We start from the raw sequence: 18,029 nt of genomic DNA, 5'->3' as shown, positions 1-18,029 counted from the left end.
CTCGTCGGGTGCGGTTGGTGATTGCGAAATGCTCGGTGGACTATGTCGGACGGCTCTCGGCCCACCTGCCGCCGGCCACCCGGCTGCTGATGGTGAAGGCGGACGGGTCGGTGTCGATCCACGCCGACGATCGGGCCTACAAACCCCTGAACTGGATGAGCCCGCCCTGCCGGCTGGAGGAGGCCCCCGGGGTGTGGCGGGTGGTCAACAAGGCCGGTGAGGAGCTGCGGATCACCCTGGAGGAGATCTTCCAGGACACCTCGTACGAGCTGGGCGTCGACCCGGGGCTGCGCAAGGACGGGGTGGAGGCCCACCTTCAGGAGTTGCTGGCCGCCAACCCGGAGACTCTGGGCGAGGGGTTCACCTTGATCCGCCGGGAGTACATGACCGCGATCGGCCCGGTGGACCTGCTCTGCCGGGACGCCAACGGAGGCACGGTCGCGGTCGAGGTCAAGCGTCGGGGCGAGATCGACGGGGTGGAGCAGCTCACCCGCTACCTGGAACTGCTCAACCGGGACCCGCTGCTCGCCCCGGTTTCCGGGGTCTTCGCCGCCCAGGAGATCAAGCCGCAGGCCCGGGTGCTCGCCACGGACCGGGGGATCCGCTGTGTGGCGGTGAACTACGACCGGCTGCGCGGCATCGAACGTGACGAGCTGACCCTCTTCTAGAGCTTCCGGCCGTACAGCAGCTTGACCGCCTTGACCAGGCGGTCGACGTCGGCCTGGGTCCGCTCGAAGGTGGTCGACGGCAGCAGGGAGCGGGCCCGCCGGCGGGTGATCGACTTGGCCCGGCCGAACTCCCGCAGCCCGTCCTCGCCGTGGATGCGACCGAAGCCGGACTCGCCGACCCCGCCGAAGGGCAGGGTGGACATCCCGGCGAAGGTCAGGGTGGAGTTGATCGAGGCCATGCCGGAGCGCAGGCGTCGGGCGATGGCCACTGCCCGTCGCTCACCGAAGACCGAACCCCCCAGGCCGTACGGCAGGGCGTTGGCCCGCCGCAGGGCCTCATCGGCGTCGCGGACCCGGTTGATGGTCACCGTGGGCCCGAAGGTCTCCTCGCGTACGGCGGCGGAGTCCTCCGGCACCTCGACCAGCACGGTCGGGTGGGCGTATGGCGGCCGTACCGAATCCGGGCCGCCGAGTGCGGCCCGTCCGCCCCGGGCCAGGGCGTCGGAGATGTGCCGGCGGATGACCTCAAGCTGGCTCGGCATGGTGATCGGCCCGATGTCGGTGCCCTCCGGGCCCACGGTCAGTCGCCCGGCCCGCTCGACCACCTTCTCCACGAAGGCGTCGAAGACCGGCTCCACCGCGTAGACCCGCTCGATGCCGATGCAGGTCTGCCCGGCGTTGGTCATCGCCCCCCAGACGCACGCCTCCGCGGCGGCGTCCAGGTCGGCGTCGACATCCACGATCATCGCGTCCTTGCCGCCGGCCTCCAGCAGCACCGGGGTCAGGGACTCGGCGCAGGCCGCCATGACCTTCTTCGCGGTGACCGTGGAGCCGGTGAAGGCCACCTTGTCGACCCCGCTGCGGCACAGGGCGGCACCGATGTCCCCCAGCCCGTGCACGGCGGTGAAGACGGGCTGTTCCGGCACCACCTCGGCGAAGGTGTCGACCATCCACTGCCCGACCAGGGGGGTGTATTCGCTGGGCTTGAAGACCACCGCGTTACCGGCCGCCATCGCGTACGCGGCCGAGCCGATCGGGGTGAAGACGGGATAGTTCCAGGGGCCGATGACCCCGATCACCCCGTGCGGCTGGTACTCCAGGTGGGCGGTGAACTCCGCCAGGATGAGCCGGGAGCGCAGCTTGCGGGGGCCGAGTACCCGGCGGGCGTTGCGGGCCGCCCAGTCGACATGCTCCACCGCGGTGACGATCTCCACGATGGCGTCCGCGACCGGCTTGCCGCCCTCGAGGTGCACCAGTTCCGCCAACTGCTCCATCCGCTGCACGAGCAGCCGCCGCCAGCGCAGCAGCCGGTCGCGTCGGCCGTCGAAGCCCAGCCCGGCCCACCACTGGCCGGCGGTGCGGGCCCGCGCGACGGCCTGCTCCACCTCGGCGGGGGTGGACAGCGGCAACCGGCCGGCCTCCGCCCCGGTCGCCGGGCTGGTCGAGATCAGTTGATCGCCCTCGATCACCGGGGTGCCGGGCAGATGCACAGCCGTCATGGCGGAAGTCTAGACCCGAAACCTACTCACCGGTAGGACGGGCTCGGCCCGGGTCAAGTCCGGGCGAACGCCGTATTGGCGGCCATGGAAGTGACGAACGGAAGGTGGCTGGCTGGTTACTGGGTGATGGCCGGATGGTCGGTAGAGGTGACCGGGTGGGGATGGCAGGCTGACCATGGGATGGCGCAGGACGTGGAGGTCGGACGGCCCATGGAGCAACATCCGCAACTGTTGCCGCTGTTGACGGTGGCCACCGGCCCGCTGCGCGGGTTGAGCTTCCGGCTGCGTCCGCACCCCATGGTGATCGGCCGGGACGCGGCGGTGGACATCGTCGTGCACGATCCCCACCTGAGTCGTCGACACGCCGAGGTCCGGCTGACCGGTGCGGGGGTCCGCCTGGTGGATCTCGGTTCCACCAACGGCACCTGGGTGAACGGACTGCGTACCGCCGAGGCGGTCAGCCTGACCGACGGCGACATGATCCTGATCGGCCGCACCGAGCTGCGCTTCTTCGACCCCGCCCTGGCCCGGACCGACCCGGTGGGCCTGAGCTTCGGTATGCCCCTACAGGACCGGCGCAGCCCGCTGGTGCTGCCCACGGCTGCGGCCGACCTGGCGCCGGGACGGATCACCCTGGCCCCCTGACCGGTGGGCGCAACCGCTCCCGTGTGAGCCCCCGAGCCCCCTGAGCGGTCACCGCGTGGCAGACTCGCGCCAAAGCCTTAGCGGCCGTTCAAGTCCGGCCGTGCGGAGCGGACAGGGAGGCCGGGTCATGGCGCGGGAATTCACCAGGGTGGGTGTGGTGGGTCTGGGCACCATGGGTGCCGGCATCGTCGAGGTGTTCGCCCGCAACGGCGTCGAGGTGGTCGCCGTGGATATCTCCGAGGCCGCCCTGGAGCGCGGGCGGGCCAACCTGACCGGCTCCACCGACCGGGCGGTGGCCCGGGGCAAGCTCGCCGAGGCCGACCGGGACGCCCTGATCGGCCGGGTAACCTTCGCCGTCGGGCTGGGCGCCCTGGACTCCGTGGACCTGGTGATCGAGGCGGTCCCCGAGCGTCTGGACATCAAGCAGCGCCTCTTCGCCGAACTGGACCGGGTGTGCAAGCCGGAGGCCATCCTGGCCACCAACACCTCCTCGCTGAGCGTCACCGAGATCGCGGTCGCCACCACCCGTCCCGACCAGGTGATCGGCATCCACTTCTTCAACCCCGCGCCGGTGATGAAGCTGGTCGAGGTGGTGCGCACGGTGGTCACCTCGGCCGAGGTGGTCGCGGATGTGGAGGCCCTGTGCGTACGCCTGGGCAAGGTCGACGTGACCATCACCGACCGGGCCGGGTTCATCGCCAACGCCCTGCTGTTCGGGTACCTCAACCAGGCGATCGGGATGTACGAGTCCCGCTACGCCACCCGTGAGGACATCGACGCCGCGATGAAGCTCGGCTGCGGCCTGCCGATGGGCCCGCTGGCCCTGCTGGACCTGATCGGTCTGGACACCGCGTACGAGATCCTGGACACCATGTACCGGCGGGGCGGACGGGACCGCCGACACTCCCCGGTGCCCCTGCTGCGGCAGATGGTGACCGCCGGGCTGTTGGGCCGCAAGTCCGGCCGAGGCTTCTACACCTACGAGCGGCCCGGCTCCGGCCGGCTCGTCCCGGACGAGTCGACCCCGGTGGCGTCGGCACCCCTGGAAGGGGCGCGAACGGTAGCCACGGTCGGGGTGGTCGGCTCGGGGGCCCTGGCCGCCGGCCTGGTCGAGTCCCTCACCACCGCCGGCTACCAGGTCACCCAGGTAGACCCGGCCACCGAGTTGGCCTCCCTGGCCGAGGCGGACCTGGTGATCGAGGCGGTGGCCGACGAACCGGAGGTCAAGAAGGCGCTGTTCGCCGGCTTGGGCGAGGTCTGCAAGCCGGGGGCGGTGCTGGCCACCACCACCGCCACCCTGGCGGTGATCGAGTTGGCCATGGCCACCGGGCGCCCGGCCGAGGTGGTGGGCCTGCACTTCGCCAACCCGGCCACCCCGCTCGTGGAGATCGTCCAGACGATCCTCACCTCGGCGGAGACCACGGCCACCGCCCGGGCGGTCGTCGCCGCCCTGGGCCGGACCGGGGTGGTCTGCGGAGACTCCGCCGGGTTCATCGTCAACGCCCTGCTGTTCCCGTACCTCAACGACGCGGTACGGATGCTGGAGGCCCACTACTCCACCACGGACGACATCGACGCCGCGATGAAGCTGGGCTGCGGCTACCCGGCCGGCCCCTTCGAACTGCTCGACTCGATCGGACCGGACAGGTCGCTGGCCGTACTGCGGGCGGTGTACCGGCAGTCCCGCGAGCCCGGCCTGGCCCCGGCACCCCTGCTGGAACAACTGGTGACCGCCGCCCGCTCCTTCCGCGGGTAAGGAAGGGCACCCTTTTAACGCCTGCGGTAGAACAGGGGCCCCTTGTTAACACCAGCGCCCTCGGGGCCGCTGTAGGGCACGGTCGTACGCTGGACGGCGTGAGCCCCCGTCGTAACCGTCCCCGCCGTGACGACGCCGAGCGTCTGGACACCGAACGCGCCCGCCAGGGCGTCGCCTCGGTGCAGCAGTGGCGCGACGGCGACTGGCAGGTACGCGGGATCAGCGGCGGCTCGTCGGTCAAGACGTACCGCTGTCCCGGTTGTGACCAGGAGATTCGGCCCGGGGTGGCGCACCTGGTCGCCTGGCCTGCCGACGGCCGTGGCGACCTCACCGACCGGCGGCACTGGCACAGCGGGTGCTGGCGGGCCCGCGACCGCCGGGCCCCGGTCATCCAGCGCGGACGCGGCGCCCCACGCCACGGCTGAGACCCGGGCGCGGAGGCACAGCTGAGACCGGCGGGGCGATCTTTGTCACCTCGGGCGGCGGCTTGGAGCGCTACGCGGGAGGATGGCGGGGTGAGCGCATCGATCCGGGCGTCGTCGATCCTGCCGGGGCGACGGGAAGACATCGAGTTGCACACCGCGGACGGGCTCTGCCTGGTCGGTGAGTTGGCGCTTCCGGTCGACCGGCCCCCGGTGGCCACCCTGGTCTGCCTGCACCCCCTGCCCACCCACGGCGGGATGATGGACAGCCACGTGTTCCGCAAGGCGGCCTGGCGGCTGCCCGCCCTGGCCGAGGTGGCCGTGCTCCGGTTCAACACCCGGGGCACCAGCAGCGTGCGCGGTACCAGCGAGGGCACCTTCGACTCGGCCGTCGGCGAGCGCTTCGACGTGGCCGCCGCCATCGAGTACGCCGAATTCCACGAACTGCCGAACATCTGGCTGCTCGGCTGGTCCTTCGGCACCGACCTGGCCCTCAGGTACGGCTGCGACCCGGCGGTGACCGGCGCGATCCTGCTCTCGCCGCCGTTGCGCTTCTCCGAGCCGACCGACCTGGCCCAGTGGGCCGAGTCCGGCAAGCCGCTGACCGCCCTGGTGCCGGAGTTCGACGACTACCTCCGCCCCGAGCAGGCCCGGGAGCGGTTCGCCGCGGTGCCACAGGCCGAGGTGGTCGGGGTGCCCGGGGCCAAGCACCTGTGGGTCGGCGACGCCGAGACCGTGCTCGACGAGGTGGTCCGGCGGGTCAACCCGGCCGTGTCCGTGCCGCTGCCGACCACCTGGGACGGCCCGATGGAGACCGGCGACGCCAGCGCGTACGCCGACCGCACGGTGGCCGCCTTCTCCGACACCCCGGTGCCCGGCCCCCAGCAACGCCAGGCCGACTGAGGCTGACTACCGCCGCTTGAGGTGGCTGATGAAGGTCTGCCAGGTCGGTGGGGTGAAGGCGAGTATCGGTCCCTGGCGGTCCTTGCTGTCGCGGACGGCGACCACCTCGGGCAGGTTGTCGGCCACCTCGACACAGTCTGTGCTTCCACTGCGGGTGGCGGTGTGCCAGGTAGCGTCGGTCAGGTCCATGACTTCGCCACTTCCTTGAGGAGTTCGATCGACTGCTGGCGGGACAAGGCCTCGTTACGCACCGTCTCCCACCGTGCCAACAGAGTAGCCACATCGGACTCCCGGTCGGTGGGTCGGGCGGTCAGCTGAGTCTCCTGGCTCGCCACCCAACCCCCTTCCACGCCCCGGGCCAGCGAGAACGATCCGTAAAGGCCGACGTGCAGCCCGACGCTGAGGGGGACGACATGGATGCTGATGTTCGGCCGTTGCGCGCAGGCGGCCAGGGACTCGACCTGATGGATCATCAACGTGTGGAAGCGTTCCTCCCGGCGGTGCAGGATGGCCTCGTCGATGACCGCGATGAGCTGCGGCGGATCCGGTCGGGTGAGGATGGTCTGCCGGTCCAGCCGGGCCGCCACCCGCTTCTCCACCTCCTCGTCGCTGAGCAGGTCGTCGCAGCGGATCACCGCCCGGGCGTACCCCTCGGTCTGGAGCAGCGCCGGGATCAGGGTGGGCTGAAAGATCCGGAGCTGGCTGGCCAGGCGTTCGGCGTCCAGCCAGGGCAGGAACCAGGAAGGCTGGCCCTCGCGCTCGGCGATCCGCAACAACGCCACCAACAGCCCGCCGGAATGCAGCACCTCGTCGGCGCGGGCCAGCAACTGCCGGTCGTACGGTCGGCTGCCGGTCTCGACGGCGGAGACCATCGACGGCGAGTAGTGCACCAGTTTGCCGAACTCCTCCTGGCTCAGCCCGGCGGCGGTGCGCAGCCGACGTAACTGGGATCGGATCAGGTCGGCGCTCGATTCCTCCACAGTGCCTCCACAATCGGGTACCGAGAATCACTCACCAGGGGTCGGCGGGCCGTTGGTTCCGCAGCCAGATCACCACCACCTGCGATGACTTCCGACAGTAGTGCTTCGATCACCAGACTGTCAGCAGTGCCGGACCCGTTGGCTGCCATCAGGGCGTGGACGGGTTCAGGCCGGGTCGCCCCCACACCCCCGGTGGGCGCCCCGGGGCCGCCCACCCCATCCCCCCGGGTGGGCGGCCCGATCAACCCCACTTCGGGTACGTCTGTTGTCGCTGGAGCAGCAACAGACGTACCCAGAAGCCTGCTTCTCGGAGGTCGAGGTGCGTGTTCGTCCAGGGTCCGACGACGCATCCGCTGCGCCGACCGTCGGGGCGGCGGGTGGTGGGGGAGGGGGTGTGCTCAGGACCCGGCTGCCGACCCCGGGCCGTGGCCCCCACCCTGATCGGCCCCGCGCGACCGGCGCCGACACCCCGCACACCCCGCTGCGACCGATGTGGTGCTGTCGGGCGGACGGTCAGCCCTGGCCCTGCGCCCAGGCCCGGCTCCTGCTGCGGGCGGAGTACGAGGGGAATCCGATCGGCCTGTCGATCTACCTCGCCGGCCTGATGTACGAGGCGATGCGCGACCTCTACCGGCTCAACCCGTATGACGGCCCGCAGCCCAGAGCGCTGTTCGATCGCTTCGTAGCCTGGGGAGGACGCCGCCCCTCCCCGGAGCCGCCTCCTGACCGCTGAGCCGGACCCCTGCGCGGTGAACGCAGAGCCGGGGACCACCACCGAATGGTCGTCCCGGCCTGGCGGAGTGCGGGGTCAGTCTGAGATGATCTTGCTGGGTTTGGCGCTGCGCTCGTCCTTGGTCGGTTTGGTCGGGCGCTTGCCGTTCTCACCGGTGCTGGTGATCTTCGTGGGGGTGGCGCCCCGGCCGCCCGTGCCGGGCATCGCGGCCACCGTGGGTTCGCCGTCCACCCCCGCACTCGCCGTGCCGCCGTCGACCGTGGCCGGTTCGACCGCCGACTTCGCCGCAGGCTCATCCTCCACGGTGGTCACCGGCTCGGCGGCCGGCTTCGTCGCCGGGCCGTCGGCGCTGGGCTTCGTGACCTGGCCGTCGGCGGACGGATCACCGCCCTCGGCGGCGACACCGGCGGTCTCCAGGACCGGCCGATGGCCGTTCACCGGGGCCTCGGCGGGATCGACCGTCGGGTTGGCACCGGCGGGTGGGCCGCCGTTGACCGAAGGGCCCTCCACCGTACGGGCGACCGTGGCGGGGGAGGGGGCGGCAATCGCCGAGGAGACCCCGGCGGGGGCCGGTGAGGTGGGGCCGTCGGAGACCGTGGCCGCCGCCAGCCGCAGTTCCCGCACCTTGCGCTGCAACTCGTCGGACTCCTGCCGGGACTTCCAGGTCTCCTGACGCAGGTCGGCCAACTGCTGCTGGGCCTGGGCGATCTCCAACATCACCTGGGCCAGTTGCTGTCGGCCGGACGCCGCCTCCTGCTGGGTCGCGGCCAGGTGCTGCTGAGTGGTGGCCAGGTGCTGCTGGGTGGTGGCCGCGTACTCCTCGAACTGCCGACGGGAGGAGGCGACGTACTCGTCGGCCTCGCGTCGGGCGTTGGTGGCGAACTCCTCGGCCTGGGCGCGCAGCTCGGCGGCGTCCCGCTCGGCGGCCTGACGGATCTCGTCCGCGCCCTGCTCGATCTCGTTCTTGCGCGCGGTGTACTCCGCCTCCAGCGCCGCACGGCGGCTCTCGAACCCGGACTCCAGCTCGGCGGTGCGGGTGCGGATCTGCTCCTCGAGGGCGGTGGTACGGGTGCTGAAGCGCTGCTCCAACTCGGCCGTACGGGCCTGGTGCTGCTGCTCCAACTCCTCGCGGCGGCCGGTGTACTCGCGTTCGGCAGCGGCCTTGCGCTGGGCCAGTTCCCGGTCTGCGGCCTCCCGTCGGCCGTTGACCTCCTTCTCCACCCCGGCCCGCCAGGCCCCCAGTTCCTGCTGGGCCTGGGCCCGGGTGTGCTGGACGTGGGCCTCGGTCTCGTCGCGCATCCGCTGGGCGTACGCCTCGGTCTCGGCCCGGGTGCGCTTGGCCGCCTCGGTCGCCTGGGTGGTCAGCCGCTCGGCCTCCTGGCGGGCCTTGTTGCGGGCGGCCCGGCCGGCCTCGGCGGCGTCGTCGATGATCTGCTTGGCCTCCTGGCTGGCCTTGGCGTGGGTGGCCCGGCCGGTCTCGGTGGCCTGGTCGACCAGGCGCCTGGCCTCCTGCTGGGCCTTGGCATGCACCTCCTTGGCCGCCTCACGCAGCTGGGTGGCCTCCTGCTGGGCGGTGGCCAGCACCTCACGGGCCGACTCGCGCAGCTTCGTCGCCTCCTGCTGGGCCCGCTGATGGATCTCCTTGGCGGCGTCCCGGAGCTGGGTGGCCTCCTGCTCGGCCTTGGCCAGCGCCTCCTGGGCACCCTTGCGCAGCCGGGCGGCCTCCTCCTTGGCCGCCTTGCTGGCGGCCTCGGACTCCGCCCGGCGGGCTGCGGCCTGCCGCTCCTCCTCGGCGCGGCGGGCGGCCAGCGCGATCTCGAAGTCCTTGAGGGCCTCGGCGGCCTCGGCCCTAGCCTCGTCGATGATGTGTTCGGCGGCGGCCCGGCGCGCTTGGATCTCCTCGTTCGCGGCCGCGAGGATGTCCTCGGCCTGCTCCTCGGCGAGCGCGAGAATCTGCTCGACCCGCGGGCCGAGATGCCGGAAGGCGGCCCGGTCCACCACGGCGGACTGCTTGCGTACCGCAGCCAGATCCCGCTGGAGCACCTCGACCTGACCGGCCAGCTTGTGGATCTGGGAGAAGGCCTGCTCCCGTTCGGCCTCCAGGGCCGCGATCTCATGCTCCGCCCGAGCGACGTACTTCTCGACCTGTCGTTTGTCGTACCCCCGCAGGGCGGACTCGAAGCTGGGCTCCGTGGTCACATCCCCGCCGAGAGCGAACAGTTCCTCGCCGTGCGACATGCACCCATCCTCACACGCATCGGGCCCTCCTGGGGCGATACGGACGCCCCTGTTGGGAGCTAACTTCACCCGCCCAGGTGGGCGGTGCCCAGGGCCTGCGAAGGCAGGGCGACGCGGGGTGTCGCCGGTAACCCGGTGTCACCCCGCGTCGTGGTTCATGCCCCGGTGGTCGTCGTCAGCTGGAGGTTTCCGCGGTCACCTTCTTCTCGGCGTCGGCCGCCGGCTTGGCGGCCGGCTTCTCGGCCGCCGGGGTGTTGTTGCTGGGGACCCCCGGAACGATGCCGGCCAGGCCGGAGAGCATCTGCCCGAGCTGCGAGGTGACGGCGTCCTTCTGCCGGGTGAGGTCCTCGACCTCGCGGCGGGCCGCCTGGGTGGTCAGCTCGGCCTCGGTGCGGGCCTCGCTGAGCAGACGCTGGGACTCGGCGCGGGCCTCGCTGAGGGTCCGCTCGGCCAGGGCCTTGGCCTTCTCGATCGTCTCGGTGGCGTTGCGCTCCGACTCGACCCGCCGGGACTCGGCGCGCTGCTCGATCTCCTTGGCGCGCTCCTGGGCGGCGTGGGCCCGCTGCTCGGCCTCACCGACCAGCTTCTGGGTCTGCGCGACCTGGGCGGCGTGCCGCTCGGACTCCTCGCGCTCGGCCTTCTCCCGCCGCTCGGCGAGTTGCAGCTCCAGGGCCTGGAGGTCCTTGTCGCGCTTGTCGCGGGCGTCGGTGAGCAGCTTGGTCGCCTCGGCGCGCTTCTCCTCGGCCTCGCGGGCGGCCTTGGCCCGCTGCTGGGTGATCTCGCGCTCGGCGGTGGCGCGCAGGGTGGCGACCTCCCGCTCGACGGTCGACTTCAGCTCGGCCACCTCGTGCGCGGTGACCGTACGCAGCTGCTTGGTCTCGCGCTCCGCGTCGGCCCGCAGGGTGTCGGCCTCGCGGCGGGCCTGCACCCGGACCTCGGCCGCCTCCCGCTCGGCGGCGGTACGCAGGTTACCGGCCTCCCGCTCGGCGGTGGCCTTCATCGCGGCCGCCTCGGCCCGCGCCTTGTCGGTGATCTCCCGCGCCTCCAGGCGGGCGGCGGAGAGGATGCCCTCCGACTCGCGCTTGGCCTCGTTGCGGTGATCGTTGGCCTGCTCCTCGGCCAGCCGGAGGATCTGCTCGACCCGGGTGCCGAGGCCGGACAGCGTGGGGCGGCTGTTCTCCTCGAGCTGCTTGCTGGTGTCGGTGAGCTTCTGCTCCAGGGCGGTGAGCCGCTGCTCGGACTGGCGCAGCCGGCGCTGGGCGTCGTTGAGCGCCTGCTCGGCGTCGGCGCGGTCCTTGTTGGCCTGGCTCAGTGCGGCGTTCAGCCGGCCGATGAAGTCGTCGACCTGGCCGGTGTTGTATCCGCGCAGGCCAACCGTGAAATCTGGCTGCGAGTTCGCGTTATCGAAGAACGCGAGAGGGGAGGATTGCTGCTGGGGCATTGGGACATACTGGCAGACCCCCCGGGGTGCTTCGCAAGAGCGGCCCGCCCTTTGCCGTCCTCTTTACATGGTCAACTCGTAGGGTGACCGGAACCACGGCCCGGCAGGCGATCTTGCCAGCTCGGGGAGGAGCCCTTCGGTACGCAGCGTGACGCAGAAAAAGCCATCGCAGCTATCCGTGCACCGCTTTTCTTTCCGCCTCCCGGGGTTCCCGCGAATGGATGTGGGGCCGGGAGGCGGAAAACCATTGCGCGTTCACCGAAAGGCCGTCGCCGGACCCGTCCTCGGGCCGACGACGGCCACACCCGTTGGTGGTGTCACGCCGGTCGATGAATTCGGCTCCCGGGGTCACCCGTGGGTGGGGTGCGGGGCGGGCTCGACCAGTTCGACCAGGACCCCACCGGCGTCCTTGGGGTGCACGAAGTTGATCCGCGAACCCGCCGTACCCCGTCGGGGGGTGTCGTAGAGCAGCCGCAGGCCGCGCTCCCGAAGCGCCGCGCAGGCCGCCTCGACATCCGCCACGGTGTATGCCACCTGCTGCACCCCCGGACCGTTGCGGTCGAGGAACTTGGCGATGGTCGAGTCCGGGGTCAGCGGGGCCAGCAGTTGCAGGCAGCCGCCCTCCGGGGTCGGCCCGACCGCCAGCATCGCCTCCCGTACCCCCTGCTCGGTGTTCGTCTCGGTGTGCACGCATCGCATACCGAAGGTCCGGGTGTAGAAGTCGATCGCGGCGTCGAGGTCGGCGACCGCGATCCCGACATGATCGATGCGGCGCAGACCGATGTCTGTGACATAGTCGGCAGCGGGCTCGACGGGGCTGTTCTCAGGCATGACGCTAGTCTGACCGAACAGTCGTTAAGGCGTACAGGTCGGCACCCCCCTCGGAGGCAGGTATGGCTTCGGTGATCGTCAGCGGCGCACGCACCCCGATGGGGCGGCTGCTGGGCAACCTCAAGGACCTACCGGCAACCAAGCTCGGCGGCATCGCGATCGCGGCCGCCCTGGAGCGGGCCGGAGTCGCCCCCGACCAGGTGCAGTACGTGATCATGGGCCAGGTGCTCCAGGCCGGTGCCGGGCAGATTCCGGCCCGCCAGGCCGCCGTGGAGGCGGGCATCCCGATGTCCGTACCGGCGCTGAACATCAACAAGGTCTGCCTCTCCGGCCTGGACGCGATCGCCCTGGCCGACCAGCTGATCCGGGCCGGCGAGTTCGACATCGTGGTGGCCGGCGGCATGGAGTCGATGACCAACGCCCCGCACCTGCTGCTCGGTCAGCGGGGCGGCCACAAGTACGGCGACGTGACCCTCAAGGACCACATGGCCCTCGACGGGCTGACCGACGCCTGGGACTGCTGCGCGATGGGTGAGGCCACCGAGCGGCACGGCAGCACCCGCGGCATCACCCGGCAGGAGCAGGACGAGTTCGCCGCGGCCAGCCACCAGCGCGCCGCCGCCGCCCAGAAGAACGGTCACTTCGCCGACGAGATCACTCCGGTGGTCATCCCGCAGCGCAAGGGTGACCCGCTGGTGATCAGCGAGGACGAGGGCATCCGCCCGGACACCACGGCCGAGTCCCTGGCGAAGCTGCGCCCGGCGTTCGCGAAGGACGGCACCATCACCGCGGGCAGCTCCTCGCCGATCTCCGACGGTGCCGCCGCGGTGGTCGTGATGAGCAAGGCGAAGGCCAAGGAACTCGGCCTGACCTGGCTGGCGGAGATCGGCGCGCACGGCAACGTGGCCGGTCCGGACAACTCCCTGCACTCGCAGCCCTCCAACGCCATCCAGCACGCCCTGCGCAAGGGTGGGCTGACCGTCTCCGACCTCGACCTGATCGAGATCAACGAGGCCTTCGCGCAGGTCGGCATCCAGTCCATCCGTGACCTGGGGGTCAGCCCCGACAAGGTCAACGTCAACGGTGGCGCGATCGCGCTGGGCCACCCGATCGGCATGTCCGGCGCCCGGCTCGTACTCACCCTGGCCCTGGAACTCAAGCGGCGCGGCGGTGGCACCGGAGCGGCTGCCCTCTGCGGTGGTGGCGGTCAGGGCGACGCCCTGATCATCCACGTTCCGGCTCCCTCCGAGACGCCGTGAGCGGGTCCCACGGCCACGCCCCGACCGTGGCCACCGGGTCGGTGCGCCGCAGTCGGGACGTACCGATGCTGGTCGAGCGGGCACGGGCCGGTGACCACCGCGCGGTGGCCCGGTTGATCACCCTGGTGGAGTCGGGCGACGAGACCCTGCCGGCGATCGCGGCGGCGCTGGCACCGTACGGCGGCCGGGCCCAGGTGGTCGGCCTCACCGGTTCCCCCGGGGTGGGCAAGTCGACCACCACCAACGAGTTGGTACGCGCCCTGCGGGCCCGGGGCCACCGGGTCGGGGTGCTCGCCATCGACCCCTCCAGCCCGTTCACCGGCGGGGCTATCCTCGGCGACCGGGTACGGATGCAGGACCACGCCACCGACCCCGGGGTCTACATCCGCTCGATGTCCAGCCGGGGGCACCTCGGCGGACTGTCCGCGGCCACCCCCCAGGCGGTACGGGTGCTGGAGGGGGCCGGCTGCGACGTCGTCCTGGTGGAGACCGTCGGGGTCGGGCAGGCGGAGGTCGACGTGGCCTCCCTGGCCGACACCACCCTGGTGCTGCTCGCCCCCGGGATGGGCGACGCCATCCAGGCGGTCAAAGCCGGAATCCTGGAGATCGCCGACGTCTTCGTGGTCAACAAGGCCGACCGGGACGGCGCCGACCACACCGTCCGGGACATCCAGGGCATGATCGCCCTGGGCGAGCGGGGACCGGGCCAGTGGCGCCCGCAGGTGGTGCGCTCGGTGGCCGCCCGGGGCGAGGGGATCGACGACATCGCCGCGGCGATCGACAAGCACCGCGGCTGGCTGGTCGAGCACGACGAGCTGCGTCGCCGCCGGGAGGCGCGGGCCGCCGCCGAGATCGAGGCCATCGCGCTCGGCACCCTGCGCGCCCGGATCGGCTCCCTGCGCGACGGTACGCAGCTGCCGACCCTGGCCGCCGAGGTGGCCGCCGGCACCACCGACCCCTACGCCGCCGCCAACACCCTCCTGACCCAACTCACCGACTAACCCCTCCCACCCCCTCGCCCGCCCCGCCACGTCGCTGTCGGCCCGCCCGCGCCGCCCCGCGCGCGCCCGCTGGTGGCCGCCCGCCCGCGCCGCCGCCCGCCCGCGCCGCCGCCGATCATGCACTTTTTGTCTCGACATAAGGTGCGAATAGGGCAATTAGGCGACCGAAACTGCATGATCGACGAGGGTGGTGGGTGGGGGTGCTCGGGGGTGGTGGGTGGGTGATGTGTCTATTGGGGAGGGTGCGGCGGTTAGGCTCGCAGCGGCCCGCGGGGTGCGGGGCGGTGTGAACGCGGGGAGCGAGCATGGAGCACGAGTCGACGCAGGAGTTGCCGGTTACTCCGGACGCGGTGGCGGGTGGGCGTACGGAGATCTCCGACGAAGTCGTGGAGAAGATCGCGGTGGCGGCGGCCAAGGCCGTGCCCGGGGTGGTCGAGTTGGGCGGGGATGTCGCCCGGTTCTTCAACGCGGTGCTCGACCGGGTCGGGCTCGACCAGGTCGGTGACGCCCGGCGCGGCTGCTCGGCCCATGTCACCGATGGGGCCGCCGTGATCAACCTGGTCATCGTGACGGACGCCGGGCATCCGGTGCCCGAGGTGACCAACGCGGTGCGGGCCGCGGTGACCCAGGCCATCGAGGCGTACGGGCTGCGGGTCGACGAGATCAACATCCGGGTGGACGACGTGGCCATCGGGGGGCCGGCGGCCTGAGGTCGCGGGACCCCGGTGGCCGGCCCGGGCTCGCCGGTCCGGTCCGAGGGCCGACGGAGGGGCGGTTACCGTCTGGTATCGATTTCCTTATCGATCGTTCAGGAAGGGCTCTACACTCGACATGCAGTCGTGAAGGACTCGAGGAGGAGCCCGGAGATGAACGCCGACGAGATCGCTGCCGGACGGGCCCGCTGGCAGGCCCGTTACGACGCCGCGCGCAAGCGGGACGCGGACTTCACCACCCTCTCCGGGATGCCTGTCGAGCCGGTCTACGGGCCACCCGAGGGTGCCGCGTACCCCGGGTTCGACCGGATCGGCTGGCCGGGGGAGTTCCCGTACACCCGGGGTCTTTATCCGACCGGCTACCGGGGGCGGACCTGGACCATCCGGCAGTTCGCCGGGTTCGGCAACGCCCGGCAGACCAACGAGCGCTACAAGATGATCCTCGGCGCCGGTGGCGGCGGACTGTCGGTCGCCTTCGACATGCCCACCCTGATGGGCCGCGACTCCGACGACCCGCAGGCCCTCGGCGAGGTCGGCCACTGCGGGGTGGCGGTGGACAGCGCCGCCGACATGGAGGTGCTCTTCGATGGCATCGACCTGGCCGGGGTCACCACCAGCATGACCATCTCCGGGCCGGCGGTGCCGGTGTTCTGCATGTACCTGGTCGCGGCCGAACGGCAGGGGGCCGACCTGTCCAAGCTCGACGGTACGTTGCAGACCGACATCTTCAAGGAGTACATCGCGCAGAAGGAGTGGCTGTTCGACCCCGAGCCGCACCTGCGTCTGATCGGCGACCTGATGGAGTACTGCGCCGCCGAGATCCCCCGGTACAAGCCGCTGTCGGTCTCCGGGTACCACATCCGGGAGGCCGGCTCGACGGCCGCGCAGGAGTTGGCGTACACCCTCGCCGACGGCTTCGGCTACGTGGAGCTGGGACTTTCGCGCGGCCTGGACGTCAATGTCTTCGCCCCCGGGTTGAGTTTCTTCTTCGACTCGCATGTCGATTTCTTCGAGGAGATCGCCAAATTCCGGGCCGCCCGCCGGATCTGGGCCCGCTGGCTGCGCGACGTCTACGGCGCGACCAGCGAAAAGGCCCTCTGGCTGCGATTCCACACCCAGACCGCCGGGGTGTCGCTGACCGCCCAGCAACCGGTCAACAATGTGGTACGCACCGCGGTGGAGGCCTTGGCGGCGGTGCTCGGCGGCACCAATTCGCTGCACACCAACGCCCTGGACGAGACCCTGGCCCTGCCCACAGACGAATCCGCCGAGATCGCCCTGCGTACCCAGCAGGTGCTGATGGAGGAGACCGGGGTGACCAACGTGGCCGACCCCCTGGGCGGATCGTGGTACGTCGAGGCGCTGACCGACCGGATCGAGGCCGAGGCGGAGGAGATCTTCGCCCGGATCAAGCAGCTCGGTGGTGAGGGTCCGCACGCCATCGGCCCGATGACCTCCGGCATCCTGCGGGGCATCGAGGACGGCTGGTTCACCGGGCACATCGCCGAGTCGGCCTTCGTCTACCAGCAGGCGCTGGAGAAGGGCGACAAGAAGATCGTCGGGGTCAACTGCCACACCGGCACGGTCGCCAAGGACCTGGAGATCCTGCGCATCTCGCACGAGGTCGAGGTGGAGCAGCGCCGGGTGCTGGCCGAGCGCAAGGCCGGGCGGGACGAGGCGGCGGTACGCGCGGCGGTGGAGAAGATGGTGGCGGTCAGCCGTACCGAGGAGAACATGATCCCGGCGATGCTCGACGCCGTACGCGCCGAGGCCACCCTCGGCGAGATCTGTGACGCCCTGCGCGCGGAATGGGGCGTTTACCGCGAGCCTGCCCGGTTCTGACATCCAACCTCGAAAGGGCGGCTGGGCAGGGGTGACAGTGGCAACTGTCTCCGGCCACGGTTGATCTGAGTTCGGCGCGGCGCGTGCGAGACTAGATAACCATGAGCGACCCACGGATCACCTCGTCGATCTTTACCCGCGGCGCGGTCGACCTCAGCGCGCTGCGCACCCCTGCACCCAGCCCCGCCCCGGCACCGACCCAGGCCGCTCCCCCCGCCGGCATCCCTGCCGGGCTACCGGGTGGCGCTGTCGGTGGGGTCACCGTCATCGACGTGACCGAGGCGACCTTCCAGTCGGAGGTGCTGGAGCGCTCCCTGAGCACACCCGTGGTGGTGGACTTCTGGGCCGAGTGGTGCCAGCCCTGCAAGCAGCTCTCCCCGGTGCTGGAACGGCTGGCCGTGGAGGGCGGCGGCGCCTGGGTGCTGGCCAAGGTGGACGTCGACGCCAACCCCCGGCTCGCGCAGATGTTCCGGGTACAGGGCATCCCGATGGTGTACGCGGTGGTCGGTGGCCAGCCGGTCGACGCCTTCTCCGGGGTGGTACCCGAGGCGCAGCTGCGCCAGTGGATCCAGGCGATCCTCAAGGCCGGCGGAGTCTCCGTGGCCGAACCGGAGGACCCCCGACTCGACGCGGCCGACGACGCCCTGATGGACGGTGACCTGGACGCCGCCGAGCAGGCGTACCGGAAGATCCTGGCCGAGACCCCCAACGACGCCGCCGCGGAGGCAGGTCTGGCCCAGGTCGGCCTCGCCCGCCGGGTGTCCGGTGCCGACCCTCAGACCGCGCTGGCCGCAGCGGAGGCCAAGCCGGACGATGTCGAGGCGCAACTGCTGGCCGCCGACATCGAGGTGCTCAGCGGCCAGGCCGAGCAGGCCTACCAGCGGCTCGTCGGCCTGGTCCGGCGCACCTTCGGTGAAGATCGGGAGAAGGTACGCCAGCACCTCGTCGGCCTGTTCACCATCGCCGGCCCGGAGGACCCGACGGTCGCCTCGGCCCGCCGAGCCCTGGCCAGCGCCCTGTTCTGACCCCAGCCACGCCAGCGCGGGCCGGCGCTACGCCGGCCCGCCTCGACCCCCAGAGGACGGGAGCCCAGGTGAG

Annotated in this window: 17 protein-coding genes; 11 read left to right on the top strand and 6 right to left on the bottom strand. The window is 71.4% G+C overall.

Annotated features, from left to right (window positions below):
• Positions 1-8 precede the first annotated feature (8 nt).
• Positions 9-668, top strand: coding sequence for an endonuclease NucS (nucS, locus tag ACGFIK_RS22935; protein ID WP_327024340.1), 660 nt, complete (start codon positions 9-11; stop codon positions 666-668).
• Here the strand turns inward: nucS and ACGFIK_RS22930 are convergent.
• Entirely contained in the window at positions 665-2,167 is a 1,503-nt protein-coding gene (locus ACGFIK_RS22930) for an aldehyde dehydrogenase family protein (protein ID WP_393341236.1), read from the bottom strand. The two genes, nucS and ACGFIK_RS22930, sit on opposite strands and share 4 nt — an antisense overlap.
• Positions 2,168-2,347: 180 nt before the next feature.
• Between ACGFIK_RS22930 and ACGFIK_RS22925 the strand changes: the two genes are divergently transcribed.
• The 4 genes from ACGFIK_RS22925 to ACGFIK_RS22910 all read left to right on the top strand — a co-directional run bounded on the left by ACGFIK_RS22925 (position 2,348) and on the right by ACGFIK_RS22910 (position 5,893).
• Entirely contained in the window at positions 2,348-2,812 is a 465-nt protein-coding gene (locus tag ACGFIK_RS22925; RefSeq protein WP_393341234.1) for an FHA domain-containing protein, read from the top strand.
• A gap of 127 nt (positions 2,813-2,939) precedes the next feature.
• Positions 2,940-4,568, top strand: coding sequence for a 3-hydroxyacyl-CoA dehydrogenase family protein (locus tag ACGFIK_RS22920; RefSeq protein ID WP_393341231.1), 1,629 nt, complete (start codon positions 2,940-2,942; stop codon positions 4,566-4,568).
• Positions 4,569-4,666: 98 nt separating this feature from the next.
• Complete coding sequence (locus ACGFIK_RS22915; protein ID WP_102660231.1) at positions 4,667-4,993, top strand: hypothetical protein; 327 nt, start codon at positions 4,667-4,669, stop codon at positions 4,991-4,993.
• A 90-nt stretch (positions 4,994-5,083) separates the two neighbouring features.
• Positions 5,084-5,893, top strand: a complete 810-nt coding sequence (locus ACGFIK_RS22910) for an alpha/beta hydrolase (protein ID WP_327024344.1) — start codon at positions 5,084-5,086, stop codon at positions 5,891-5,893.
• Between the two features lie 6 nt (positions 5,894-5,899).
• On the opposite strand, the gene ACGFIK_RS22905 is transcribed toward ACGFIK_RS22910, so the two are convergent.
• Together ACGFIK_RS22905 and ACGFIK_RS22900 are read right to left on the bottom strand one after the other, a co-directional pair.
• Positions 5,900-6,082 carry a DUF397 domain-containing protein gene (locus ACGFIK_RS22905; protein ID WP_393341229.1) on the bottom strand — a complete coding sequence of 61 codons (183 nt, stop codon included), beginning with the start codon at positions 6,080-6,082 and terminating at the stop codon, positions 5,900-5,902.
• A complete protein-coding gene (locus ACGFIK_RS22900) occupies positions 6,073-6,873 on the bottom strand; it encodes a helix-turn-helix transcriptional regulator (protein ID WP_393341227.1) in 801 nt (266 codons plus the stop codon). Before ACGFIK_RS22900 ends, ACGFIK_RS22905 begins: the two co-directional genes overlap by 10 nt.
• Before the next feature lie 394 nt (positions 6,874-7,267).
• Between ACGFIK_RS22900 and ACGFIK_RS22895 the strand changes: the two genes are divergently transcribed.
• Positions 7,268-7,606: a hypothetical protein gene (locus ACGFIK_RS22895; protein ID WP_327024347.1), complete on the top strand. Its 339-nt coding sequence runs from the start codon at positions 7,268-7,270 to the stop codon at positions 7,604-7,606.
• A gap of 75 nt (positions 7,607-7,681) precedes the next feature.
• Here the strand turns inward: ACGFIK_RS22895 and ACGFIK_RS22890 are convergent, their stop codons facing one another.
• From ACGFIK_RS22890 to mce, 3 genes are all read right to left on the bottom strand, one after another.
• Positions 7,682-9,844 (bottom strand): hypothetical protein, encoded by a 2,163-nt coding sequence (locus ACGFIK_RS22890; RefSeq protein ID WP_327024348.1) that lies wholly within the window; start codon positions 9,842-9,844, stop codon positions 7,682-7,684.
• 175 nt (positions 9,845-10,019) lie between these two features.
• Complete coding sequence (locus ACGFIK_RS22885; protein ID WP_327024349.1) at positions 10,020-11,285, bottom strand: DivIVA domain-containing protein; 1,266 nt, start codon at positions 11,283-11,285, stop codon at positions 10,020-10,022.
• 348 nt (positions 11,286-11,633) lie between these two features.
• The gene (mce, locus tag ACGFIK_RS22880; RefSeq protein ID WP_327024350.1) at positions 11,634-12,116 is read right to left on the bottom strand and encodes a methylmalonyl-CoA epimerase; all 483 of its coding nucleotides are present in this window, start codon (positions 12,114-12,116) and stop codon (positions 11,634-11,636) included.
• 62 nt (positions 12,117-12,178) lie between these two features.
• Between mce and ACGFIK_RS22875 the strand changes: the two genes are divergently transcribed.
• The 5 genes from ACGFIK_RS22875 to ACGFIK_RS22855 all read left to right on the top strand — a co-directional run bounded on the left by ACGFIK_RS22875 (position 12,179) and on the right by ACGFIK_RS22855 (position 17,956).
• Positions 12,179-13,375, top strand: a complete 1,197-nt coding sequence (locus ACGFIK_RS22875) for an acetyl-CoA C-acetyltransferase (RefSeq protein WP_327024351.1) — start codon at positions 12,179-12,181, stop codon at positions 13,373-13,375.
• Positions 13,376-13,440: 65 nt separating this feature from the next.
• A complete protein-coding gene (gene meaB, locus ACGFIK_RS22870) occupies positions 13,441-14,376 on the top strand; it encodes a methylmalonyl Co-A mutase-associated GTPase MeaB (protein ID WP_327027453.1) in 936 nt (311 codons plus the stop codon).
• Between the two features lie 305 nt (positions 14,377-14,681).
• Positions 14,682-15,086 (top strand): Asp23/Gls24 family envelope stress response protein, encoded by a 405-nt coding sequence (locus ACGFIK_RS22865; protein ID WP_327024352.1) that lies wholly within the window; start codon positions 14,682-14,684, stop codon positions 15,084-15,086.
• Positions 15,087-15,242: 156 nt separating this feature from the next.
• A complete protein-coding gene (locus tag ACGFIK_RS22860; protein ID WP_393341221.1) occupies positions 15,243-16,931 on the top strand; it encodes a methylmalonyl-CoA mutase in 1,689 nt (562 codons plus the stop codon).
• A 101-nt stretch (positions 16,932-17,032) separates the two neighbouring features.
• Positions 17,033-17,956, top strand: a complete 924-nt coding sequence (locus tag ACGFIK_RS22855) for a tetratricopeptide repeat protein (protein WP_357529927.1) — start codon at positions 17,033-17,035, stop codon at positions 17,954-17,956.
• Positions 17,957-18,029: the final 73 nt, after the last annotated feature.

Origin of the sequence: Micromonospora sp. NPDC048871, assembly GCF_043198155.1 — a bacterium.
Classification (GTDB): Bacteria; Actinomycetota; Actinomycetes; order Mycobacteriales; family Micromonosporaceae; genus Micromonospora.
This window is presented reverse-complemented; position numbering and strand designations above follow the sequence as displayed.